Origin of the sequence: Rhizobium sp. FY34, assembly GCF_005222845.1 — a bacterium.
Taxonomy (GTDB): domain Bacteria; phylum Pseudomonadota; class Alphaproteobacteria; order Rhizobiales; family Rhizobiaceae; genus Neorhizobium.
The window spans coordinates 440,917-463,731 of sequence record NZ_STFZ01000014.1 but is presented as its reverse complement, the minus strand read 5'-3'; the positions used below and the strand labels follow the sequence as shown (position 1 = coordinate 463,731).

The following is a 22,815-nucleotide window of genomic DNA, read 5'->3' as shown; positions in this document are numbered from 1 at the left end:
GTGAAACAGAACTGCATGGATGACCGCGCCACCTCCGCGACGCGATCAGTCTTCTCTGGTCGGCTCCTCCCCGAAGCTCTCCGAGAATCTCTTTTGTGCCAGCGTCAGGTGCCGGCGCATGGCTTCGCGCGCGCCGCCGGGATCGCCAACAGCAATGGCATCGCGAATGATACGGTGTTCCTCCAGCGCCAGCCTCCAGGTGTGCGGCCCCTCGAAATAGCTGGCGAGTTTTTTGAAATAGGGCGACATGCGAGAATCGTAGATCAGCCCGGTAAAGTGCTTCAGCGCGGAATTTCCGATGATATCGGCAATCGCCGTGTGGAAATCGCGATCGCATATGAGTGCTGTGGCCGAATCGTCCAGCGACTGTTCCATGCGCTGCAAAATGGCATCGATCCGCGCCAGGCTTTCTGGCGTTACAAGCCTTGCCGCCTCTTCCGCAATACCGCTTTCGATGAGGCAGCGGGCCTGCAGGATTTCCAGCGGGCCATCGCTGTCATGGCTCGGCAACACATCCTGGCTTGGCGCCGGGCGGGTGCTGATATAGACGCCGGACCCCATGCGGATCTGGATATGGCCTTCGACCTCCAGCACGATCAGGGCCTCGCGCACCGTTGGCCGCGATACAGAAAAGCGCTCTGAAAGCTCCCGCTCAGGCGGAAGCCGCGAACCGGGCTTCAACTCACCCGTTTCGATCAGCGCACGAATCTGATCCGCAACCTGGCGATAAAGCCGGCGCGGCTCCAAAGCCACGAACATGAAAACTCCCCCAGGCGCATCACTCCCCTGATGCGCAGGCGGTCAGATTGTCTGACCAATTTCCACTATCGGTGTTTTTCCTGCCCTGTCAAGCACAGGGCAGAGGTTGCAGGTGAGAAGTTTGTTGAGAGGGAGTTTTAAGTCCGATCAGGCGATTTCGTCGGTAATAACCTCGAAATGCACGAGATTGGCCGGACCGAAGGCGGTCGACATGGCAACATCGGTTGCATCACGGCCGATGCCCATCAGGATACGACCAATGCGGGGCCGGTTGTGGCGGGCATCCACCGTGTGCCAGTTGCCACCCAGATAGACCTGGAACCAGGCGCTGAAATCCATCGGATTGACATCCGTCGGCACGCCGATATCGCCGAGATAGCCTGTGCAATAGCGGGCAGGAATGTTCATGCAGCGGCAGAGCGTGACGGCCAGATGCGCGTAGTCGCGGCAGACGCCGACGCGATCGGTAAAGCCGCCAAAGGCTGTGCGCAGCGGATTGGCCTTCTGGTAATCGAAGGCAATGTGGTTATGGGCAAAATCCAGGATGGCCTGAACGCGCGGCCAACCGAGCGGCGTGGATGAAAACGTGCTCCAGGCAAAATCGGCCAGGCGATCGGTTTCGCAGTAGCGGCTGCCCAGAAGAAAGACCAGCACGTCATTGGGCAGGTCCTTGATTTCGTGCTGATAGGCGCCGTAGGGCACCGGATCGGGATTGCCGCTATCGAAGATCTCGAAATCGGAACTGATGGTGGTCACGCCGGCCGGGGCGACAATGCGGCTACAGGCATTGCCAAAGCCATCGATATAACCCCAGGCCTCGATGGGGCGGTCAAAGCTCAGCGTATCGGCGCTCAGAAGATCCGCACGGCGTGACGGGTGGGTGTTCAAAACCAGAAGCATTGCAGTATCCTGCTGGCACTCATAGCTCAGCCGAAAACCGGCGCGAATTTTCATGATCTGCATATCCTTCTGAAAACAATGAAGCGGGACATTGGTCTGAAATTGCGGATAGTCGAATGCTCACAGGCTCTCGGCTGATCCCTGGCGTAGGCTGATAAAGTCTTCGGTCGTGACATTGACCTGCACGGACATGCCGGCAAAATCCGCGGCCTTGCCGTCAAAGCTCCCCGACAGGGGAACGGCCTGGCGCGGATCACGAGCCACACCCACACGAATGAGATCCTGATTGCCGACAATGCCGTTGGTCGGATCGAATTCCACCCATCCGGCCCCCGGTAGATAGACTTGACACCAGGCATGGGTCGAGCCGCCGCCAAGTGTCGTGGAACCGTCGCGATCCTTCACATAGACATAGCCAGTCACGAAACGGGCAGCCATTCCGAGCGCCCGCACCGCTTCCATCATCAGCAGTGCAAAATCGCGGCATGTTCCACGCCGCAGCTTTAACGTTTCCACCGGCGACTGGGTTCCATGCTCATGGCGGCGCGCATAGGTGAAGCTTTCCTGGATCGCATAGCAGAGCGTCATGAGCAGGCGGCCGGTTTCAATCTCCTGATCACCGGGACGCAGGAAATGGCGGGCCCATCGCCCCACCTTGTCATCAGGATCCGGATAATGCCGCTTCATGGTTGGCTCAAGATCGACGGCTTCATCGGGATCGTATTGGAACGGATAGGTCAGTGCCGCTTCGTCAATTTCCAGATGGATCGGCACATGCGCCGAATGGTCCACATGAATGGTCGTTTCGAAATAGAGTTCCCGCGCCGGCTTGGCAAAATCGACCAGCGCCACGCAATTGCCGAACACATCATGGATCCAGCGGATGGAGCTTGGCGTCGGCCGGACGATCAGTTCCGACGATAGCAGCGTCTGGTCAAAGCTGTCGCGCGGGCGAAACATCAGGCGATGCTCGCCAAACAGGACGTCGCGCTTGTAGCGATAGGATGTGAGGTGGCGGACGGCAAAGAGCGTCATGACGCGCCCCCTTTGCAAAGGTCTGCGTGCGGTGGCAGTCTATGCCGATGTATAGGCAAGGCCCCTACTGCTCTCGACGCAGCAAAGGATAGTCGCGTGCATCATAGAGGACGCGGATATCGGCACCTTCGAAACGGGCATTGTCGACTTCGAGAACGCATCCGCGCAACTGTGCGCCGGGCATGTCTTCAATGGCAAAGCGCACCGCTTCTGCCGCCGAATCAAAACGCTTGTAGCGAATGCGGGTGGTGCGGTTGTTCGCCTTGCAGGGGAAAAGCCCCGCGCCTGCGGTATAGTCGAACGCTGCCATAGTCATCCTGCTTTCCGGCTCGATTGGTCAAAGCCATGGTCGGGCGCTGACGGCCGAAAAAGCCGCAGAGATCTGCCCTGAGTGAACCTGCACCCGCCCCTACTGCGGACGTCAGCTTTTGCTGGCGACGCCACACCGAATATCAATGCCTGCAGGAAGTGATTGTCTGCGCCCCAAGGCGCTCTAAAACTAAAAAACGAGTGTATCCTGATCGATATATGGGACTAAAAATAAAATATTCAAAGAAATATCTTGAAAATTTAAAATTCATTCTGGAAGAGAACGTATAGGAAGCAACTTCTTTTGAATTGAAGTAAAAAATGAGCAATGAGTTTGCCTGAAAGCGTCCATTGCAATAGAGGAAAGCACTCCGCCGCCCGACATTTGCGCCGTCGGAGAACCCGCGCAGTCATCCACACGGTCAGCCGATACTGTCCGCACCGCCCAAGGATGCGCCGAAATCCTCATCCAGCCGATGAATATGCGCCTTCAGCAGGCGACAGGCATCGACCGCCTTCCCCGCTTCGCAGGCAGCAAAAATCTGGCGGTGCTCCGCCATGGAACGCTCAGAATGTGAGCTTCCGCTGAGGAAGACATGGGTGCGCACGCCAATCACTGAACTGATCGTCCGGGCATAGGCCGCCTCCAGACGCCTGTTTTCGCAATGCGCCAGAAACGCCAGGTGAAAGGCCATGTCATGCTGGGAATAGGCCTTCAGATCCTTTGCCTGCAATGCCGTTTCCATGGCCTGCATTGCGCCACGCAGACTGGAAAGCAAACCAGCCTTTTGGCGTTCCAGCGAAAGCGTCAGTGCCGCCGTTTCCAGAATGGACCGGTATTCGCACATCTCGCTCACATCGCGAGCATCAGGCAGATACACATAACTGCCGCGCTTCGGATAGATTTCCACGAGGCCTTCCGTCTTCAGGATGGCCAGCGCCTGGGCAACCGGCGAGCGGCTGACGCCCAGCATATCGGCCAGCCGCTGTTCGGAAAGCTTCGAGCCCAGCGGCAATTCTCCGCTCAGGATCGCCTCGCGAATACGGGCGATCGTTTCCTCGATCAGCGACTTTGGAATCTCGATTGCCTTCATCATTCCCCCACCCCTGCACGGGGTTGCCTTGACAGTGAAACTGCCATGTAACATGTTACATTACCGCGACGATCACCCGGCTGACAAGTGCCGGAACAAGAGGCTTTCCATGACCGCTGCCCGACAGTCCGACGACCACCAGACAGATCACGCCGAATTCCTCAATGCCTGCCGGCAGATCGTCGGCGACAGTAACGTCTTAACCACAGAACAGTCCACCGCAAGCTATACCACGGACTGGACAGGCAAATATCGGGGCGAAACGCTGGCCGTCATCCGGCCCTCGACCACATTGGACGTGGCTGAGATCGTCAAGCTGTGCAGCGCACGCACCATCGCCATCGTGCCGCAAAGCGGCAATACCGGCATTTGCGGCGGCGGCGTGCCGATCGATGGCACACCCTCGATCATCCTCTCCCTGTCGCGCATGAACCAGATCCGCGCCATCGATATCGGCGCGCGCACGGCAACGGTGGATGCCGGCGTCATTCTGGAGGCACTGCAAAACACGGTTCAGGAGCATGACCTGATCTTCCCGCTGATGTTTGGTGCGCGCGGCAGCGCCATGATCGGCGGCAATCTGTCGACCAATGCCGGCGGCTCGAATGTCGTGCGCTATGGTAATACGCGCGATCTGTGCCTGGGCATCGAAGCGGTTCTGGCCGATGGCAGTATCGTCAACGGGTTGACCGGGCTTCGCAAGGACAATACCGGCTATGATCTCAAGAATCTCATGATCGGCGCCGAAGGCACGCTTGGCATCATCACCGGCGCCGTGCTGAAGCTTTACCCGCAGCCGAAAGTACGCGCCACGGCCTTCCTGTCGGCGGCATCGCTGTCGGCGGCACTTGAGATCCTCAATATCGTGCAGGACCGGCTGGGCAATACGGTGGAAGCCTTCGAATATGTGCCACAGCCGGTGGTCGAGGTCATCCTCAAGCATGCACCACAAATCCGCCAACCCCTGACCGATGCGGCAGAAGTCGGCATTCTGCTTGAAGTCGCTTCCAGCCGCATGGACGATGCGCAGGAGGCAAGCGATGGCGGCAAGGCCCTGCAGGAAGGGCTGATGACCGTTCTCTCCGATCTCATGGAAACAGGCCTGGTGCTGGATGCCATGTTTGCCACCTCCGACAGCCAGCGTGCCGCCCTGTGGAAACTGCGCGAATCCGTTCTGGAATCGATCAATGCCCATGGCCCGGCCTACCATCTCGACGTGTCGCTGCCGCTCTCGCGTGTTGCCGATTTCGTGCGCATCATGGACGAGAAGGCCGCTGAGCTTGGCTTTCGCCCGCTGACCATCGGGCATCTGGGAGATGGCAACCTGCACTACGCCATCAGTGCGGCCGACCCGGCTACCTGGGACAGCCTGCCGCTTGCGCAGATGACGGAATTTGCCTTTGACCTGCTGGGTGAACTGAATGGTTCCTTCAGCGCCGAACACGGGATCGGCCAGAGCAAGGCAGCGCTTCTGAAGGCCCGCAAGGAGCCGACGCAGCTTGCCATGATGCGCACAATCAAACAGGCGCTTGACCCGAAGAACATTCTCAATCCGGGCAAGATGTTCATCTGAAGCGGCACAGGACCAACCCGGACCAAAAGGGTCCGGGCTGGTCGATCACAATAGTCTTTAGGCCTTCCAGACCTCGAACGTCGCCTTGGCGCTTTCGTTCATCACAGTCAGGGCTCGCACCGTCGTATCGGTGCCGATGACGAAGGGATTGGCACCACCCGCCTTGAGGCGATCGATCTTGGCGACAGCACCATCGAACAAATCGTGGTTGGAAATGAACACATCGACCGATTGCTGGCGGGCAAGCTCGCGGACCCGCTCCGTGGCATCGATATAGGTCTGGAGGCGCGGCAGGCGATCCGGGCGCCGACCAAAGTTGAAGGCGGTTCCACCCCAGAGCATTGCACGATGAACCTTGCCCTTGTCCATCACGTCAAAGGCCAGCGAAATGGTTCCGGGCGTATGGCCGGGGGTCAGCAGAATGTCGATCTTCGTGTCGCCGAGCGCGACCACGCTGCCATCCACGACGGAGATATCGCGGGTGGGCGGGCGGCCCCAATCCGGCCGGTCGAATTCCAGACCGGTTTCCATCATCATCCAGTCGGCTTCCGACAGGACGACGCGGCTGCCATATTTGCCTTTCAGATAGCCGACACCACCGTAATGATCGCCATGGCCATGCGTGACGATGATCGTCTTGATGGTCGAGGGATCAAGCCCGAGCGTCTTCAGCCCGGCTTCGATTATGGTTTTTGCCTCTTCGCCATTGTCCATGGCGTCAATGAGGATGATACCGTCGGATGTGGTGATCGCCCAGGAGCTCACCCACTTGTTGCCCACGAAATACAGGTTGTCGAACACCTTGGCCGGGGCTGGCGTCGGCATTTTCATCAGATCTTCCGGCGAGACGGGCGGCAGGCCCGAAACCGGGGCCACGACATCGACCAGCCGCAGATAAGACATGAGATCCTGTCCAGCCGCAGTCTTGGCCGCCTGAATATGCGCCTGGGCCGCCGGTGTCTGGGCAAGGGCTGTGTCCGGCACGTTAAGCGCCAGCATGGCGCAGCATGCGCAGCCCAGCGTCAGGAATTTTCGCCGGTCAAGCGTGACCTCCTCGGCCTTAAAGCCGGAGGATGTGGGTTTTCTGCCAAACAGCATGTCAAATCTCCTTTGATTATGAATTGTGCATTATTCAGGCGCAGCCGGATGGATGAACGGCCAGGGCGATGTATCGGTTCCCGTTGCAACAGGTACCTCGATCAACGCCGGCGCATTGGATGCAAATGCGGCAGTCAATGCCGCTTCCAATTCGTCGGGCGTCTCCACACGAATGGCTTCGACGCCGAAACTCTGCGCCAGCGCCACGAAATCCGGGTTGACGAGATCGGCGCCGAGCAGCCTGTTGCCATAGACCTGTTGCTGGTCGCGTCGCACATTGCCATAGGCATTATTGTTGAACACGACAGCGACAACATTGATGCCGAACTGTCGCGCGGTCGCCAGTTCCTGCACGCCGAACAGAAAGCCGCCATCGCCGGAAATCGAGACAACCGCTTTGTCGGGATGAGCTACTTTGACGCCGAGCGCCGTGTTGAAGCCGAAGCCGAGATTGTCCTGATAGCCACAGGTCACATACTGGCGCGGCTCATAGACGGGAAAGCACATCCGCGCGGTGAAACCCACCTGCGAGACTTCCTCGACAAAGAACCCGTCGCGGGGCAGCGCCCGGCGGATGGCCTTCAGATAGCCTTCCTGCGGCTGCACGGTCGCCAGCGCTTCTTCAGCCTTTTGCTTCAAGCCTCGATACTCGCCTGTGCGGCTCTCGCGCCTGGCAAGCTTCGGTTCGAGTGCGGCAATGAGGGCCGTGAGCCCGGCCTTGGAATCGGTCACCAGCCCGAGATCCGGCTTCAAGCGCACCATTTCGGTCGGATCGATATCCATCCGCAGCACTTTCAGCCCCTTGGGGAACCAGCGCCAGCGGAAATATTGCAGCTCCAGCCGGCTGCCGATGCCGATCAACAAATCGCATTGCGGCCAGAATTTCCACGCGGCCGGCGGCAGCATCGCCAGGTCATTGTCATCGCTGACGATACCCTTGCCGCTGCGATGGGCCGTAACCGGCGCCTGCAGCAGTTCGGCCAGCCGCAGAACCTCGGCACTGGCATCAATGGCGCCGGAACCGACCATGATCAGCGGGTTTTTGGCGCCGGCGATCATCTGCGCGGCCTTTTCCACCAGATCCGGATCAGGACGCGGCGGCGCCAGAGGCTCGGCGGCCACAGGCTCATCCGCCTCGATGCTCATGCCGAACACATCCCAGGGCGCTTCCACGCCAACGGGGCGCTTGCGCCCGGAATGCATGACGGAAAACGCCTGGCGCATGATGTCAGCCGCTTCGCTGGGATGGTTGATGCGCTCGGCCCATTTCGTCAGGCCGCGCAGCGTGCCCAGATGATCGGGAAGCTCGTGCAACTGGCCGCGGCCCTGACCGATGAGATGCGACATGATATTGCCGGTGACGCAGAGCACTGGCGCATTGCCGCCGTAAGCCGTGCAGAGGGCAGCACCCGAATTCAGCAGCCCCGGCCCCGGCACAACCGTATAGACACCTGTGCGACCGGTGGATTTGGCATAGCCATAGGCCATGTAGCCGGCGCCCTGCTCATGGCGGGTATGGATGAAGCGGATCTTGTCGCCCTCGCGCGCCAACGCATCGTTGAAATCATACATATGTGCGCCGGGAATGCCGAACACGGTATCCACACCATTGGCAATCAACGACCTGGCCATCAGGTCTCCGGTTGTCAGTCTGGCCATGATATCTCCTTGCCCTACAATCGGGCGCTTACTTTGCAATGCTGAGGATCTGGACGCTGGTATATTCCTTCAAGCCTTCCGATCCGAATTCGACGCCGATGCCTGACTGCTTGACGCCGCCCATCGGCACAGTCGGGTTCAGCACGCCATGCCGGTTGACCCAGCGCGTGCCGGCATCCAGACGTTTTGCCACGGCAGCTGCCTGCATGGGATCATTGCCCCAGACACTGGCGCCAAGCCCAACCTCCAGCCCGTTTGCAGCCGCGATGGCCTCTTCGAGATCGCTATAGCGGATGAGCGGGATAACCGGCCCGAACTGCTCCTCGGCAACAACCCGCATATCCGGCGTGGCATCCGCGATCACCGTCAGCGGGTAGATATAGCCGGGACCGTGGCTCGGCATGCCCCCGGTCAGGATACGGGCGCCCTTTTCACGCGCATCCTCCACCAGAGCGCAGACCTTGTCATATTGCATGCGGTTGGACAGCGGCCCGATCAGGGTCTTGGGATCTGCGCCATCGCCGACGGGAATGCTTGAGACATAGGCGGCCAATGCGCTTGCCACCGCGTCGTAATCGTCCTCATGCACATAGAGGCGTTTCAGGCAGGAGCAGGTCTGCCCGGCATTGATGAAAATGCCCCAGAACAGCGAGTCCATCAGCTTCGACAGATCCGTGCCCGGCAGGATGATGCCTGCATCATTGCCGCCAAGCTCCAGTGTCAGGCGCTTCAGCGTCGAGCCCGCACGCTCCATGATCCGCCTGCCGGTGGCTGTGGACCCGGTAAAGGCGATCTTGGCGATATCGGGATGGCTGGACATGCGGTCGCCCACATCCTGATCGCCCGTCACCACATTCAGCACGCCGGGCGGCAGGATGCCCGCCTCATGGATCAACTCAACGAGCCTGAGTGTCGAGAGCGGCGTGAAGGGCGATGGCTTCATCACCACGGTGCAGCCGGAACGGATGGCCGGCATGATGTGCCAGATGGCAATCATCAGCGGCCAGTTCCATGGCGTGATGGAGGCCACCACGCCAAGCGGCACGCGGTGAAGCTCAACCCGCTCCTCGGCCGTATCGATCAGGGTTTCCACCGGCAGATCGAGCGCCTGCGTCACACGCGTCCAGGCGACGCAACCGCCCAGCTCGAAAGGCGCACCGGGACCTGATTGCGGCTTGCCCTGTTCGGCGGTGACGAGAGCGGCAAGCTCAGCGCTATGGGTCTCGATCAGATCGGCAAGCCGGCCAAGCGCGTCCCGGCGTGCTTCGTCGGCAAGGCCGGACCAGAGGGGAAATGCCGCCTTGGCGGCAGAAACAGCCGCGTCCACATCGTCCGGTGTACCCAGCGGGCATGCAGCGACGACGGCACCGGTTGCCGGATTGATCACATCGAAACTCCGGGCCGTCGCGACCGGCTTTCCGCCGATATACAGGTGATAGCTCATGGTCATTCTCCCAAAATGGACGGGCGGCAGTGCGGACGGCGGTTGAAAACCGGCACCCGGTTACCGAAGAGCAAACAGCGAGACGACGACCGCCGAGGCGAGACGCCGGCCACTGCCGATGAAGATTGTGCGATTGACCCAGCGATAGCGGTCGTCGCCGGTTTCCAGCCGCGCCTGCGTTCGCATGTAATAGGATGATGGATCGACGGCATCGCCACGCGCAAGTGCTGCAAGCACGTCCGGCGAGCCATGGCGATAGCCGTAATTGCGGATCTCGATCACTGCCCCGTCATGGGTTTCCAGCCCGTAGCGGGTATCGAGTTCCGACAGACCATCCGCCCAACCGGTCTGCCAGTCGGCGCCGATGCCTAGCACCTGGCCGTTGAGCAGAGGCCCCTCGAAATGCCCGCCGATGATCGGCACAATCCGCCGCATGCCATCGCGTCCCCGGCCCATCTCGCGGATGGGGCCGAGTTCGACGGTGAGATCGCAGGCATGCTCCAGGACGGGCGGCGGATTGTGCATCATCACTGCGCCCTCACCGCATCATCATCGGCAGGAACAGAACGATGGCCGGGAAAGCCAGGAACAGGAACACTCGCAGCACGTCTGCCATGACAAATGGCAGAATGCCGAAGATGATGTCCCTCTGGCTGACTTGCGGCGCGACATTCTGCACGACAAACAGGTTCATGCCGATCGGTGGCGTGATGAGGCCGATTTCGGCAACCGAAACGATGATGATGCCGAACCAGATGGGATCGTAGCCGATATTGATGACGATCGGATAGACGATCGGGATGGTCAGCAGAATCATGGACAGCGAATCCATGAAGCATCCAAGGATCAGGTAGAAGACGATGATGAGGATCATGATCATCGTTGGCGACAGGCCGGACTGGCTGATCCAGTCGCCAATCACACTCGCAAGCCCTGTGCCTTCGATAAAGAAGTTGAACAGTGCGGCCCCGATCAGGATCATGAACATCATGGCCGAGGTTTTCGCGGTTTCCAGCGATGCTTCGATCATGCCGCTCATCGGCGTTTTCATGATGACGGCAAGAATGGCCGCGCAGAAAGCGCCGACGGCTGCAGCCTCCGTGGCCGAGAAAAAGCCGGAATAGAGCCCGCCGATAACGATGACAAACAGCGAGATGGCCGCCACGACGGATTTGTCGAGCTTGGCCTTTGGCGCATCCTTGCCTCTGTTGACCGCCGGGGCAAGCTCGGGGTTGACCCTGACGGCGATGACGACGGCCGCGATATAAAGAAAGGTTGCCAGCAGGCCGGGAAACAGCGCTGCGGCAAACAACTGGCCGATGGAATTTTCCGTCAGGAGCGCATAGATCACCATCAGCACAGAGGGCGGAATGAGAACCCCAAGCGTGCCGGCAGCCGCCACGGAAGCGCCGGCAAGGCTTGGCTTATAGCCGGCACGGATCATTTCCGGCACGGCGATGCGCCCCATTGTGGCCGCCGTTGCCAGGGACGAGCCGCAGATGGCGCCGAAAATCGCGCATGCACCGACAGAGGCCATGGCAAGACCGCCGCGAAACCGCCCGAACAACCCATTCATCGCCCCGAACAGGCTCGCGGAAAGGCCGGCATGCGAGGAAAACACGCCCATGGCGACAAACAGCGGAATGACGGAAAGGCTGTAGGGAAACACCGCCTCGAAGGGTGCGGAGCTAAGCACATAGATGGCACCATCCGTGCCGTTGATGAGCGCAAAGCCCGCAACGCCGGTAATCGCCATGGCAATGCTGACCGGCACGCCGGCAAAGGTCAGCACCATGGCAACGACAAAGCCGAGAAGTCCGATGACGGGCGTGCTCATGCAACACCTGCCTTGCCGGCGTCCTGCGCGGAAAGCGTATCGATGATGTTGAAACCAACCGCGAGCGTCGATGCCACCATGCCCAGCGCAAAGGGCACCCAGTAAAGCCACATCGGGAGCCCGATATTCATGGAAATATCGCTGCTTTGCAGCATATCGGCGGCAGACACAGAGGTATAGAAGGCCAGCAATGCGCAAAAAGCCAGTGTGAGAAACAAGGCGACGATGCCCAGCAGCCATTGGCCGCGCAGCGACAGCAGCGCCGAGACCAGATCCAGCGTCACATGCGCATTGACGCGGAAGGCATAGGGCATGGCCAGAAATGCGCCGGACATGATGAAAAGCTGGACATAATCCACGGCACCCAGAACACCGCTGGCAAACTGGCGCAAGACGACATCGGCAACGGTAATGCAGGTGGCAACAGCAAACGAACCCGCGCCGAGCAAGGCGAGATAACGGAAAACGGAATCAAAAATCCTCATGGGACAGCTTCTTCAATGGAGCGTGAGAAAGGCGGCACGGATAGGATCCATGCCGCCGGCGACCATTACTTGCGCGAGAGATATTCCGCCTCGTATTGCGGCACGAGCTGCTGCGCCCGCTGGTAGACTTCGTCCGCATTGGCAAAGCCGTCCTTCTTCAGCGATGCCAGGTAGCTCGCAATCACCGGCTTCATCGCCGTCTGCCAGGCAGCCTGGGCTGCGGCATCCGGTTCGATGATCTCGTTGCCGGCAGCCTTGGTCTGCTCCAGACCGGGCTTGTCCCACTTGGCCCAGTAATCGCCGGCCTTTTTCACCAGCGGCTCATAGGAGGCCTCGTCAACGCATTTGCGCTGTGTATCGCTCAATGACTTGTATTTGTTCTCATTCATCGCAAACCAGAAGGATGCGGCGTTGAGCTTCAGGTCCGACGAATAGTCGAGCACTTCGGCAAGCTTGAAGCCGGCAACGCCTTCCCAGGGGAAAATCGTGCCATCCGCCGTGCCCTTGGAAATCGCTTCATAGGTCTCGCCCGGCGGCAGGCCAACCGGCACGGCCCCCAGTTCCTGCAACATCAATGCAGCGGCAGGCGATGGCGAACGGATGCGCATGCCCTTCAGATCTTCCGGCAGGCGAACCGCCTTGCCCTTGGTGTGGATGAGACCCGCCGCATGCGCATGCAGCGCCAGCACCTGCAGACCTTCATAAGGCTTGGAAATCGCGCCCTCCTTGAAAAGGGTCCAGAGCGTCATGGAATTGGCATAGGCGCTTTTCGACAGAAGCGGCGTATCGATAATGGTCGCCTGCGTGAAGCGGTTGCGCGGCAAATGGTTCAGGCCATGCGCCAGATCCACGAGGCCGGCGCGCAACTCGTCCTCGAGCTTCGTCACATTGCCGAGCTGCGTACCGGCGGTGTAAAATTCGAAGGTAATCTCGCCACCCGAGCACTTCGTGACCTGATCGGCCCAGCCGAGTGCAAAATCCTGGTGCGGACCAGAATTTGCACCCCAGAAATGCGCGAACTTGAGCTTGACGGGCGCGGCCTGAGCGGCGCTTGCCACCATCAGCATTGTGGCGGCGACCACACTGGAAATGATCTTCATTGTCTTCCTCCCTTGTGAAACTTTGTGTTGAGACCCGGCTTTGGACATTTCCACCCCCTCCTCAGAAAGCGGAATGCCCTGAATATCCCAGGCTCAAACTGTGACAACTACCATGTTACATGTCAAGAAATTCATCATGCTTGAGTGCCGTCAGAGATGATATCCGGTCTGCCGCCGACGCTTGCGGCACCCCGTATGCGTCAGTAAACCTGCCCTCCCGCCCAGGATGCAGCGATCGGCTGCACGGACTTGAAATCCGCAAGGAGCTTGTTGGTGGCATTGGCGAAGAGTGTGACGTCGTTGCCGATGGCGACGAAGGTGGCACCAAGCTCCACATAGCGTTTGGCCAGCGCCAGATCTCCGATCAGGATGCCGGCGGCCTTGCCATGCGACTGGATTCTTGCCAGCGCTTTTTCCACTTCCGCCTGCACTTCCGGCGCACCGGGTTGCCCAAGAAAACCCATGTCGGCGGCAAGATCGGCGGGCCCGATGAAGACACCGTCCACGCCGTCGGTTTCGGCAATGTCATCGAGGGCTGCAAGCCCGGCGCGGCTTTCCACCTGCAAGAGCAGGCAGATTTCATCATTGGCGGTCTGCAGATAATCGGGAATGCGATTGAAGCGCGAGGCACGCGCGAGCGCTGCGCCAACGCCCCGCACGCCATGCGGCGGGTATCGGGTGGCTTTCACCAGATCCGCCGCCTGCGCGCCGCTTTCCACCATGGGTATCAGCAGCGTCTGGGCGCCGATATCCAGCAACTGCTTGATGATCCATGTCTCGCCGATCGGCGGGCGGATGATTGGATGGCTGGGTGAGCCCTGCATGGCCTGCAATTGCGCCAGCAGAAGCGGAATATCGTTCGGTGCATGTTCGGCGTCGAGCAGCAGCCAGTCATAGCCGGCGCCGGCGCAGATCTCGACCGTATAGGGATTGGCGAGCGCCTGCCACAGGCCGATCTGCACCTGCCCTTCCTTCAATGTCTGCTTGAACCGGTTGACGGGTGCGGGCATGCAACAAACTCCTATTCGAAATAGAGACTGACCGAGCCGTAAGGCCCGAAATCAGCCGTGATCGTATCGCCGTGACGCGCCTCGATCGGCCGGATGAAGGAGCCTGCCAGCACGATCTGCCCGGCCTCTATGCCATCGCCATACTGGGCAAGCCGGTTGGCAAGCCAGGCCACACCGCGGGCCGGCTGGTTGAGAACGCCGGCGCCAAGCCCGGTCTCTTCCACTTCCGCATTGCGCGAAACGATGGCGCCCATCCAGCGCATGTCGAGCTGGTCCGGCCGCACGGCGCGGCCACCGGTGACCACGCCGGCATTGGCGGCATTGTCGGAAATCGTGTCGAAGACATTGCGCGCCTTCTTCGTTTCGGGATCAATGCGCAGGATACGTGTGTCGAGGATTTCCAGCGCCGGCGTCACGTAATCGGTGGCGTTCAGCACATCGAACACCGTGACGCCGGGTCCTTTCAGCGGTGCCTTCATGACGAAGGCGATTTCCGCCTCGATGCGCGGCTGGATGAAGCGGGTCTTCGGCACGGTCGCGCCGTCCTCGAAGACCATGTCATCGAACAACACGCCGGAATCCGGGATATTGATGTTCAGCGCATATTGCATGGCCTTGGAGGTCAGCCCGATTTTCCAGCCGATCACCTTTCGACCCGCTGCCACCTTCCTCTGCACCCAGGCGGCCTGAATGGCGTAGGCGTCGTCCATAGTGATGTCCGGGTGCTTCAGTGACAGAAGCCCGGTCTGAATGCGTGTCCGCTCGGCCTCATCCAGGCTCCCGGCAGCAGCGGCGATCTGGTCCTTCGTCAGCATGTCACAGCACCTCGTCGGCAATGGTGTTGCGCAACAGTCCGATACCTTCGGCTTCCACCTCCACCACATCGCCCGGCTTCAGCCAGATCGGTGGGTCGAAGCGCGCGCCGGCGCCCGTCGGCGTGCCGCAGACGATGACATCGCCGGCAACCAGCGTCGTGAAAGTGGACACGTAATTGATGATTTTCCGGAACGAAAAAATCATCCGGCTGGTGCGGTCGCTCTGGCGCACCTCGCCATTGACGCGGGCTTCAAGCTTGATATCGGCAAGCTGGCTTTCGTCTGTGTAAGGAACAAGCCAGGGGCCGATGGAGCCGGAGGCATCGAAATTCTTGCCCTGCGTGACATTGAACTTGGCGTGACGCACCCAGTCACGCAGCGTGCCTTCATTGCACAGCGTCAGCGCCGCGATATGGTCGAGCGCTTCGGCTTGCGGAATGCGGCGACCACCCTTGCCGATGACGATGGTGATTTCGCCTTCGTAATCGAGTTGGTGGCTTTCCGGCGGACGGATAAGTGGCCGGTCATGGCCGGTAAAGGAGCGCGGAAAGCGAATGAACAGCGAGGGGTTACTGGGTGCTGCCTGCCCGTCCTTGTATTCCTCGTTGCGGTCGGGGAAATTCACGCCAACGCAGATGATTTTTTCGGGAGCCGGAACCGGGATTTCATAGGTGATCTCGCTCAAGGGATAATCAACCGGCAGATCACGGCAAGCCTCTGCAAGGGCGCCAAGCTGTCCGGCTTCAATCACCTCGCGCAGCGTCGCATAGCGATCGCCATAGCGCAGGGACAGATCGATGACGCCCTCATCTACGATCAGGCCGTAGCCCGTCCGTTTGGACGTGGAAAAGCTGGCGAAACGGGGATGGGTCATGAATGGGCTTCCTTTACTGGATACCGCCGAGGCAAACGTATTTGATCTCGATGAAGTCATCGATGCCGTATTTGGAACCTTCTCGTCCAAGGCCCGAGGATTTGACCCCGCCGAACGGCGCTTCCGCCGTTGAGATGAGGCCGGTATTGACGCCGACCATGCCGTATTCGAGCGCCTCCGCCACGCGGAACACGCGGGCAAGATCCTTGGCGTAGAAATAGGAGGCGAGGCCAAATTCGGTGTCATTGGCCTTGGCGATGACATCGGCCTCATCCTTGAACCGGAACAGCGGAGCAACGGGTCCGAAGGTTTCCTCGGTGGCGACCGCCATGTCCTGCGTCACATTCGCAAGCACCGTCGCTTCATAGAAAGTGCCGCCAAGCGCGTGCGGCTTGCCGCCCTGCAGGATCGTGGCGCCCTTGGACACGGCGTCCGCCACATGCTCGCCGACCTTCTTGAGCGCCGCCTCGTCGATCAGCGGACCGAGCGCCACGCCTTCATCGAAGCCATTGCCGGTCTTCAGCTTGCCGACAGCGGTTGCAAGCTTCTGTGCAAAGGCATCATAAACACCGTCCTGGACGTAAAGCCGGTTGGCGCAGACGCAAGTCTGGCCATTGTTGCGGAACTTGGCGATCAGGGCACCTTCGACGGCCGCATCAAGATCCGCATCATCGAACACGATGAACGGCGCATTGCCGCCCAGTTCCAGCCCGAGTTTCTTAATCGTCGGGGCCGACTGGCGGTAAAGCTCTGCGCCCACTTCGGTAGATCCGGTGAAGGTCAGCTTGCGCACCACGGGATTTGCCGTCATCTCGGCGCCGATTTCACGGGCCGATCCGGTGAGCACGCTGAAGAGCGCCTTCGGCAGGCCGGCACGTTCGGCCAGAACCGCGAGCGCAATTGCCGAAAACGGCGTCTGCGAAGCCGGCTTCAGCACCATGGCGCAGCCGGCGGCAAAGGCAGGACCGGCCTTGCGGGTGATCATGGCATTCGGGAAGTTCCAAGGCGTGATGGCGGCCACCACGCCGATCGGCTGCTTCATCACCAGAATGCGCTTGTCCTTCTGGTGACCGGGAATGATATCGCCATAGACGCGACGGGCTTCCTCGGCGAACCATTCGATGAAGCTTGCCCCATAGGCGATCTCGCCCTTGGCTTCCGCCAGCGGCTTGCCCTGTTCCAGCGTCAGGATACGGCCGAGATCCTCCTGGTTTTCCATCATCAGGTTAAACCAGTTGCGCAGGATGCCGGCACGGTCCTTGGCGGTGCGCGCCGCCCATTCCGCCTGTGCGACTTGCGCGGCGGCAATGGCCGCCTTGGTTTCAGCGGTACCGAGCTTCGGCACATGGCCGATGACGACGCCCGTCGCCGGATTGGTGACGGCAATCGCATTGGCCGGATCAGCCGCGATCCAGTCACCGCCCACGAGCGCAGCCTGGCGGAACAAGGTGGGGTCGTTCAAGGTCATCGGCTTCATCCCTCGCTCAAAACTTTGGACAGGAATAGGGATTGGGGAGGCAGGCTTGCGACAGCCCCCTCCCCGCTATCGGTCGTCGCGCTCACGGCGCAATGATCGGCTGGGCCTTCAAAAGCGGCTCAAGCGTTGCCGTATTGGCAAAACTGCTGCCATGCTCAAACCATGAGCGCGGGGCAGGAGCGCCCCACAACGTCTGGCGCTGCGGGTCCTTCAGGTCCCATTTGATCGGCTCGAGATCCGGATCGACGGTCTGATAATCCGAGCAGTAAATCTCGATACGATGGCCGTCCGGATCGAGAATATAGAGGAAGAAGGCATTGGAAATGCCGTGGCGACCGGGGCCACGCTCGATATTAGCGAGATAGCCAGTTGTCGACATCAGGTCGAGCAGATCGATGATGTTGAGCGGCGTCGGCACCCAGAAGGCGGTGTGATGCAGGCGCGGACCAACGCCATTGGTAAAGGCCATGTCATGCACGCCGCCCTTGCGATGCATCCAGGCCGCCCAGAGCTTCTTGCTCTCGTCGTCCTCGGTATATTCGGTCACGCGAAAACCGATGTCGTTGTAGAAGGCGACGGAGGCATCGACATCCGGCGTGAAGCAGTTGAAGTGATCGATGCGCAACGGCTTGACGCCGTGATAGAGCGCATATTTCTGGTGGATCGGCGCCAGGCGGTCCATCTTGTGGTAAAATTCCAGCGGAATGCCGAAATTGTCCGTGGTGCGCAGCGTGCGGCCCTGAAAGGGACGCTCGACCCATGAGGTCGTGTGGCCCTTGGCATCGAAATAGCTTTTCGCCTTGTCCAGGTCCTCTTCCGAATAGACCTTCATGGCCAGGAAATTGACCGCTGCCACATCGCCCTTCTTCAGGATGATGCAATGGTGTCCGCGCTCTTCCAGAGCACGAAGATAGACGGTTTCTGTATCCTCATCCGTCACCTGCAGGCCGAGAATATCGGCATAGAAGGCGCGGCTGGCAGCCAGATCCTTCACCACGAACTCAACGTGGCTCAGACGCACGGTGTTGAAGGCCGGGTAGAGATTGAATTTCGGCAGCGGCATGGTTTCCTCCTCGGGCACCGGAACGGACATTGCCGACCGGTCAATGACTGGGGTGATGGCCGCGCGGCCCTCCGCCGCGCGCCTATAATGGGTTCGAAAGCCTGATCAGCCGCCGAGCTTCTGGATGGCGTGCGGCAGCGTGGCAAAAGCGACGTTCTTGGTTTCCATGTAGAAATCGAAGGACCAGTCACCGCCATCACGGCCGATGCCGGAATTCTTCACGCCGCCAAACGGGGTCGGCAGGTGGCGCACATTTTCCGAATTCACCCAGATCATTCCGGCTTCGAGATGATCGGTAAAGCGGAAGGCTCGCGTCACATCCGAGGTCCAGAGATAGCCGGTCAGGCCATATTGAACGTCATTGGCGATGTTGAGCGCGTCCGCTTCATCCTTGAACGGAATGGCCGTCAGCACAGGGCCGAAAATCTCTTCCTGTGCAATGCGCATCTGGTTGTTGGCGCCGGTAAACAGTGTCGGCGAAACATAGCAGCCGCCGCCTGGACCATCGAACTTCGCGCCGCCGGCGGCAACCGTGGCGCCTTCCGACTTGCCGATCTCGATATAGTCGAGAACCTTCTTCTCATGCACCGGGTGGATCAGCGGGCCGATCACGGTTTCCGGATCAAGCGGATGGCCAACCTTGATACGCTTGGCTTTTTCCGCCACCAATGCGGTGAAGCGGTCATAAACGCTCTCTTCCACCAGGAGACGCGAGGACGAGGTGCAACGCTCGCCGTTCAGCGAGTAGATCATGAAAACGGCAGCATCGGCTGCGCGCTCCAGATCGGCATCGGCAAACACGATCACCGGGTTCTTGCCGCCAAGCTCGAAATGAACGCGCTTCAGGGTATCGGCACCCTGTTTCATGATCATCGATCCGGTGCGGCTTTCGCCGACAAAGCCGATCGCCTTGATCAGCAGATGCTCGGTCAGCGCCTTGCCAGCATCTTCACCCAGACCGTTGACGAGGTTCCACACGCCCTTCGGCAGGCCGGCCCCTTCGGCGATTTCCACCAGAAGACGGGCGGTGAGCGGCGAAAATTCCGCCGGCTTGTGGACGATGGTGCAGCCGCTCGCAAGCGCCGGTGCAATCTTCCAGGTCGACAGCATGAAAGGCGTGTTCCACGGCGTGATCACGCCAACCGGACCGATTGGCACGCGGGTGGTGATGTTCACCTGGCCCGGCGCACGAATGCTCCTGCCATCGCGCGCTTCCGGTGCGCGATCGGCGAAATAGCGGAAGTTTTCCGCGCCGCGAAGCGCTGCCTTGGCCATAAATTTCAGCGATTGCCCGGTATCCATCGCCTCGACAAAGGCGATCTCTTCGGCGCGAGCCTCAATGGCATCGGCAATCTTGTGCATCAGCTTCTTGCGCTGATCGCCCGGCATTGCAGCCCAATCGGCAAACGCAGCCTTTGCCGCCTTGGCGGCCCGGTCGATATCCGCAGCCTTGCCACGCGCCACCTTCGCAAGCGGTTGCAGATCAACCGGCGAGATGGTTTCGAACGTCGTGCCGTCGGCTGCGGCCACGTCTTCGCCGCCGATGCGGTTGAGCACGCCAGCCTCTTTGAAGCGGGCCAGATAGGCTTGCGCCTTCTCGATATTTTCCTGCAATTTGGACATGGAATTTCCTCGGAGCTTCCTCGGTGCGAGCCGTTCAGGACCGCGTTTCCTAAAGATTGTTATTTGCCGCGCAGACGCGGATGGATGGCATTCTTCTTCCAGCTGAGCGCTGGATCGATCTCGCGGATCTCCAGCGACAGTGCAAAATGCGGGGTCTCGAAAAGGGGGCCGAGCACATCGGTGGCGCAGGCAAACAGCGCCTCGCCGGTTCGCTTTTTTTCTTCGTCCGTCCGGCCCGTGCCGATACGTAGAACAAGATCAATGAAACCGTTTTCGGCCAAGCGGTCGGCAATAGCGAAATGATCGGCACGAAGCGCGCGCACACGGATCGCGCCGATCTCGAAAAGCCCGGTCTGAAGCAGCGTTTCGAGAAGCGCTTCACACAGATGGCCGAGATCAGTCCGGCCATCGAGATTGGCCGAATATTCGACGGTTAAATGGGGCATGTCTCCTCCAAGACTTTCAATTAACATGTTAAGTATACGGGAAAATGTCAAGCGCCTTTTTGTCGTCTGCGTCGGGACTGCTTGGCGGGAGACCACATGCCTTCAGCCGGCCGCACTGCGGGCCTCTGAAGCGACATTCACATAGCCGCGATCGAAATACAAAAGCGCCTCGCCATCCTTGCGGCAGCGGATACCCACCACTTCACCGATGAAGATATTGTGCGTTCCGACAGGGCGCGCCTCGATCAGCCGGCAATCGAAGGAGACGATAGCATCCGCCAGTGCCTGATTGCCCGACGGCAGATCCAGCCAGTCGGCCGCTGCGTAGCGTGCCTCCATATCGCTCTGCTGTCCGGCAAACAGACCGGCGAGATCGCGATGATCGGGCGTCAGAACATTGACGCAGAAACGCCGATTCTCGACGAAAAGGCCGGTCTGGGCAGAGCGCGCATTCATGCACACCAGAAGCGTCGGCGGTTCATCAGTCACCGAACACATGGCGGTGGCGGTGAACCCGCCGCGCCCGGCGGGTCCCTTGCTGGTAATGACATTGACCGGCGCGCAGACACGCGCCATGGCATCGCGAAATTCGCTTTTGGTGACGGTCATGGACATCGGGCCCCCTCACTCGGCCGCGTCAAGCAGACCGGCCTGGCGCCCGTCCAGTGGCTGAAGCCAGGTATCGCCGGTCCAGCCCTTTTCGTCATAGTCATCCATGCAGGTATCGACCAGCGCTTCCATGTCGCGCAGGATCCGGCCTTTTTCCGCACCCTTCAGCACCTGCAGGCGCACATCTTCCGGGGAGCCCGCATAGTTCAGCTCATAGAGCGCGTGGCGCCCGCCGAATTCCGTGCCGGTGGCGTCCCAGAGCAGTTTCATAATCTTGATGCGCTCGATATGGCTCATATCGTTGGAGCCGCGCACATATTGCGCAAGGTAGCGGTTGATCTCCGGATTGGCGAAATCCTTGGCCGAGGATGGCAGGTAGATGAGACCGGAGGCAATCGAGCGACGCACGATATCGATGATGCGTGGATAGGCATCCGACATGAAGGCGCGGTAGCACAGCGCCGCCTCAAGGTTCGGCAGCTTCGCACCGCCCACCCAGTCAACCGGATTGCGCGCCATGGCATCGGAAAACGCCTTGAACTTGTGGCGAAGCGCAATCACTTCACCCAGCATGGCCTGGTTACCGCGAAAGGCATCGCCGCCGGTGGCCCGCAGCGCCTTGGCGAGCAGGCCGGCAAGGAATTCGAGCTTCACCACGAAGCGGCCGCAACCCTGGAAGCAGAAGCCCTGCATGAAGCCGGATAGGACGGTAAAGGACAGGATGCGTCGCGCATCCTTGTAGATCAGCACGTCTTCCCAGGGCACGAACACATTGTCGAGCACGAGGATCGCGTCGTTCTCGTCAAAGCGCGAGGAGAGCGGATAGTCGAAGGGCTGCGCGGTACGGTTTGCGGTTTCCTCGTAAGAGGTACGGCAGAACATCTTGACGCCCGGTGCATTCATCGGCGCGATGAAGGTGAGCGACAGCGACGGATCTTCGGTGACGGTGGCAGAAGCCTGCGCCAGAAGATTGTAATGCGTCAGCGCCGAAGATGTGGCGACGACCTTTGCGCCTGAAACATAGATACCGGCATCGGTTTCCTTCGTCACATGCACGAAGACGTCCTTGACGTGCTCCGCGGGTTTATGGCGGTCGATCGGCGGGTTGACGATGGCATGATTGAGAAACAGGCCGGCTTCCTGCGTGCGGTCGTGCCAGGCGCGGGCATTGCCGGCATAGTCGCCATACCAGTCGGCATTGACCGAGAGCGTGTTCATCAAGGACGCCTTGTAATCGGCGGTGCGGCCCATCCAGCCATAGGTCATGCGGGCCCACTGGTCGATGGCCGCCTGCTGTCCGACGAGATCATCCACCGAGCGGGCATGCTTGAAGAATTTGTGCGTGTAGCCGCCATTGCCGGTATCGGTCGGTGCCGTCAGCACATCCTTCGTTGCCGGGTCATGCAGGGCATCATAGAGGCGGGCCAGAGAGCGCACGGAATTGCGCATCGAGGGATGCGTCGTCACGTCCTTCACCCGCTCGCCATTGATATAGACTTCGCGGTCATCGCGCAGCGATTGGATATATTCGGCACCGGTAAATGGGCGCTTCCTGTCGGCGCGGAAATCTTCGGCTTTCATCACATGTCCTCCCTTGACGATGAT

Annotated in this window: 22 protein-coding genes; 1 reads left to right on the top strand and 21 read right to left on the bottom strand. The window is 60.1% G+C overall.

The features are described from left to right. Window positions 1–45: 45 nt before the first annotated feature. From E8M77_RS13055 to E8M77_RS13035, 5 genes are all read right to left on the bottom strand, one after another. Window positions 46–759, bottom strand: a complete 714-nt coding sequence (locus E8M77_RS13055) for a FadR/GntR family transcriptional regulator (protein WP_137131053.1) — start codon at window positions 757–759, stop codon at window positions 46–48. 147 nt (window positions 760–906) lie between these two features. Next, window positions 907–1,713, bottom strand: coding sequence for a transglutaminase family protein (locus tag E8M77_RS13050; protein ID WP_137131052.1), 807 nt, complete (start codon window positions 1,711–1,713; stop codon window positions 907–909). Window positions 1,714–1,779: 66 nt separating this feature from the next. After that, window positions 1,780–2,694 (bottom strand): transglutaminase family protein, encoded by a 915-nt coding sequence (locus E8M77_RS13045; protein WP_137131051.1) that lies wholly within the window; start codon window positions 2,692–2,694, stop codon window positions 1,780–1,782. A gap of 64 nt (window positions 2,695–2,758) precedes the next feature. After that, complete coding sequence (locus tag E8M77_RS13040) at window positions 2,759–3,010, bottom strand: hypothetical protein (RefSeq protein WP_246659239.1); 252 nt, start codon at window positions 3,008–3,010, stop codon at window positions 2,759–2,761. Between the two features lie 415 nt (window positions 3,011–3,425). Next, window positions 3,426–4,100 (bottom strand): GntR family transcriptional regulator, encoded by a 675-nt coding sequence (locus E8M77_RS13035; protein WP_170975848.1) that lies wholly within the window; start codon window positions 4,098–4,100, stop codon window positions 3,426–3,428. A 106-nt stretch (window positions 4,101–4,206) separates the two neighbouring features. Between E8M77_RS13035 and E8M77_RS13030 the strand changes: the two genes are divergently transcribed. Further along, the gene (locus E8M77_RS13030; protein WP_137131049.1) at window positions 4,207–5,670 is read left to right on the top strand and encodes an FAD-binding oxidoreductase; all 1,464 of its coding nucleotides are present in this window, start codon (window positions 4,207–4,209) and stop codon (window positions 5,668–5,670) included. Window positions 5,671–5,727: 57 nt separating this feature from the next. Here the strand turns inward: E8M77_RS13030 and E8M77_RS13025 are convergent, their stop codons facing one another. From E8M77_RS13025 to E8M77_RS12950, 16 genes are all read right to left on the bottom strand, one after another. Next, window positions 5,728–6,768 (bottom strand): MBL fold metallo-hydrolase, encoded by a 1,041-nt coding sequence (locus tag E8M77_RS13025; RefSeq protein WP_137131048.1) that lies wholly within the window; start codon window positions 6,766–6,768, stop codon window positions 5,728–5,730. Window positions 6,769–6,798: 30 nt separating this feature from the next. Next, window positions 6,799–8,430 carry a thiamine pyrophosphate-dependent enzyme gene (locus E8M77_RS13020; protein WP_137131111.1) on the bottom strand — a complete coding sequence of 544 codons (1,632 nt, stop codon included), beginning with the start codon at window positions 8,428–8,430 and terminating at the stop codon, window positions 6,799–6,801. Between the two features lie 25 nt (window positions 8,431–8,455). Further along, complete coding sequence (locus tag E8M77_RS13015; RefSeq protein WP_137131047.1) at window positions 8,456–9,871, bottom strand: aldehyde dehydrogenase family protein; 1,416 nt, start codon at window positions 9,869–9,871, stop codon at window positions 8,456–8,458. A gap of 60 nt (window positions 9,872–9,931) precedes the next feature. Then, a complete protein-coding gene (locus E8M77_RS13010) occupies window positions 9,932–10,399 on the bottom strand; it encodes a DUF3237 domain-containing protein (RefSeq protein WP_246659238.1) in 468 nt (155 codons plus the stop codon). Between the two features lie 10 nt (window positions 10,400–10,409). Next, window positions 10,410–11,708 (bottom strand): TRAP transporter large permease, encoded by a 1,299-nt coding sequence (locus E8M77_RS13005; RefSeq protein WP_137131046.1) that lies wholly within the window; start codon window positions 11,706–11,708, stop codon window positions 10,410–10,412. Further along, on the bottom strand, window positions 11,705–12,193 hold the full coding sequence (locus E8M77_RS13000) for a TRAP transporter small permease (RefSeq protein ID WP_137131045.1): 489 nt from the start codon (window positions 12,191–12,193) through the stop codon (window positions 11,705–11,707). Before E8M77_RS13000 ends, E8M77_RS13005 begins: the two co-directional genes overlap by 4 nt. A gap of 65 nt (window positions 12,194–12,258) precedes the next feature. Then, entirely contained in the window at window positions 12,259–13,293 is a 1,035-nt protein-coding gene (locus tag E8M77_RS12995) for a TRAP transporter substrate-binding protein (RefSeq protein WP_170975846.1), read from the bottom strand. A 200-nt stretch (window positions 13,294–13,493) separates the two neighbouring features. Next, the gene (gene hpaI / locus E8M77_RS12990; protein WP_137131043.1) at window positions 13,494–14,303 is read right to left on the bottom strand and encodes a 4-hydroxy-2-oxoheptanedioate aldolase; all 810 of its coding nucleotides are present in this window, start codon (window positions 14,301–14,303) and stop codon (window positions 13,494–13,496) included. Window positions 14,304–14,314: 11 nt separating this feature from the next. After that, window positions 14,315–15,118, bottom strand: a complete 804-nt coding sequence (gene hpaH, locus E8M77_RS12985) for a 2-oxo-hept-4-ene-1,7-dioate hydratase (RefSeq protein WP_137131042.1) — start codon at window positions 15,116–15,118, stop codon at window positions 14,315–14,317. A gap of 1 nt (window position 15,119) precedes the next feature. Next, window positions 15,120–15,992, bottom strand: coding sequence for a fumarylacetoacetate hydrolase family protein (locus E8M77_RS12980; RefSeq protein ID WP_137131041.1), 873 nt, complete (start codon window positions 15,990–15,992; stop codon window positions 15,120–15,122). Between the two features lie 13 nt (window positions 15,993–16,005). After that, window positions 16,006–17,460 carry an NADP-dependent succinate-semialdehyde dehydrogenase gene (gene gabD, locus E8M77_RS12975; protein WP_137131040.1) on the bottom strand — a complete coding sequence of 485 codons (1,455 nt, stop codon included), beginning with the start codon at window positions 17,458–17,460 and terminating at the stop codon, window positions 16,006–16,008. A gap of 91 nt (window positions 17,461–17,551) precedes the next feature. Continuing rightward, window positions 17,552–18,532 carry a 3,4-dihydroxyphenylacetate 2,3-dioxygenase gene (hpaD, locus tag E8M77_RS12970; protein WP_137131039.1) on the bottom strand — a complete coding sequence of 327 codons (981 nt, stop codon included), beginning with the start codon at window positions 18,530–18,532 and terminating at the stop codon, window positions 17,552–17,554. Window positions 18,533–18,637: 105 nt separating this feature from the next. After that, the gene (hpaE, locus tag E8M77_RS12965; protein WP_137131038.1) at window positions 18,638–20,155 is read right to left on the bottom strand and encodes a 5-carboxymethyl-2-hydroxymuconate semialdehyde dehydrogenase; all 1,518 of its coding nucleotides are present in this window, start codon (window positions 20,153–20,155) and stop codon (window positions 18,638–18,640) included. A 59-nt stretch (window positions 20,156–20,214) separates the two neighbouring features. Beyond that, window positions 20,215–20,601 (bottom strand): 5-carboxymethyl-2-hydroxymuconate Delta-isomerase, encoded by a 387-nt coding sequence (locus E8M77_RS12960; RefSeq protein WP_137131037.1) that lies wholly within the window; start codon window positions 20,599–20,601, stop codon window positions 20,215–20,217. A 102-nt stretch (window positions 20,602–20,703) separates the two neighbouring features. After that, a complete protein-coding gene (locus E8M77_RS12955) occupies window positions 20,704–21,216 on the bottom strand; it encodes a flavin reductase (RefSeq protein WP_137131036.1) in 513 nt (170 codons plus the stop codon). 9 nt (window positions 21,217–21,225) lie between these two features. Continuing rightward, entirely contained in the window at window positions 21,226–22,791 is a 1,566-nt protein-coding gene (locus E8M77_RS12950) for a 4-hydroxyphenylacetate 3-hydroxylase N-terminal domain-containing protein (RefSeq protein WP_137131035.1), read from the bottom strand. Window positions 22,792–22,815: the final 24 nt, after the last annotated feature.

Coding starts and splice junctions, on each gene's coding strand:
- E8M77_RS13055 (WP_137131053.1), bottom strand. CDS start 759: ATGTTCGTGGCTTTGGAGCCGCGCCGGCTTTATCGCCAGGTTGCGGAT.
- E8M77_RS13050 (WP_137131052.1), bottom strand. CDS start 1,713: ATGAAAATTCGCGCCGGTTTTCGGCTGAGCTATGAGTGCCAGCAGGAT.
- E8M77_RS13045 (WP_137131051.1), bottom strand. CDS start 2,694: ATGACGCTCTTTGCCGTCCGCCACCTCACATCCTATCGCTACAAGCGC.
- E8M77_RS13040 (WP_246659239.1), bottom strand. CDS start 3,010: ATGACTATGGCAGCGTTCGACTATACCGCAGGCGCGGGGCTTTTCCCC.
- E8M77_RS13035 (WP_170975848.1), bottom strand. CDS start 4,100: ATGATGAAGGCAATCGAGATTCCAAAGTCGCTGATCGAGGAAACGATC.
- E8M77_RS13030 (WP_137131049.1), top strand. CDS start 4,207: ATGACCGCTGCCCGACAGTCCGACGACCACCAGACAGATCACGCCGAA.
- E8M77_RS13025 (WP_137131048.1), bottom strand. CDS start 6,768: ATGCTGTTTGGCAGAAAACCCACATCCTCCGGCTTTAAGGCCGAGGAG.
- E8M77_RS13015 (WP_137131047.1), bottom strand. CDS start 9,871: ATGAGCTATCACCTGTATATCGGCGGAAAGCCGGTCGCGACGGCCCGG.
- E8M77_RS13010 (WP_246659238.1), bottom strand. CDS start 10,399: ATGATGCACAATCCGCCGCCCGTCCTGGAGCATGCCTGCGATCTCACC.
- E8M77_RS13005 (WP_137131046.1), bottom strand. CDS start 11,708: ATGAGCACGCCCGTCATCGGACTTCTCGGCTTTGTCGTTGCCATGGTG.
- E8M77_RS13000 (WP_137131045.1), bottom strand. CDS start 12,193: ATGAGGATTTTTGATTCCGTTTTCCGTTATCTCGCCTTGCTCGGCGCG.
- E8M77_RS12995 (WP_170975846.1), bottom strand. CDS start 13,293: ATGAAGATCATTTCCAGTGTGGTCGCCGCCACAATGCTGATGGTGGCA.
- hpaI (WP_137131043.1), bottom strand. CDS start 14,303: ATGCCCGCACCCGTCAACCGGTTCAAGCAGACATTGAAGGAAGGGCAG.
- hpaH (WP_137131042.1), bottom strand. CDS start 15,118: ATGCTGACGAAGGACCAGATCGCCGCTGCTGCCGGGAGCCTGGATGAG.
- E8M77_RS12980 (WP_137131041.1), bottom strand. CDS start 15,992: ATGACCCATCCCCGTTTCGCCAGCTTTTCCACGTCCAAACGGACGGGC.
- gabD (WP_137131040.1), bottom strand. CDS start 17,460: ATGACCTTGAACGACCCCACCTTGTTCCGCCAGGCTGCGCTCGTGGGC.
- hpaD (WP_137131039.1), bottom strand. CDS start 18,532: ATGCCGCTGCCGAAATTCAATCTCTACCCGGCCTTCAACACCGTGCGT.
- hpaE (WP_137131038.1), bottom strand. CDS start 20,155: ATGTCCAAATTGCAGGAAAATATCGAGAAGGCGCAAGCCTATCTGGCC.
- E8M77_RS12960 (WP_137131037.1), bottom strand. CDS start 20,601: ATGCCCCATTTAACCGTCGAATATTCGGCCAATCTCGATGGCCGGACT.
- E8M77_RS12955 (WP_137131036.1), bottom strand. CDS start 21,216: ATGTCCATGACCGTCACCAAAAGCGAATTTCGCGATGCCATGGCGCGT.
- E8M77_RS12950 (WP_137131035.1), bottom strand. CDS start 22,791: ATGAAAGCCGAAGATTTCCGCGCCGACAGGAAGCGCCCATTTACCGGT.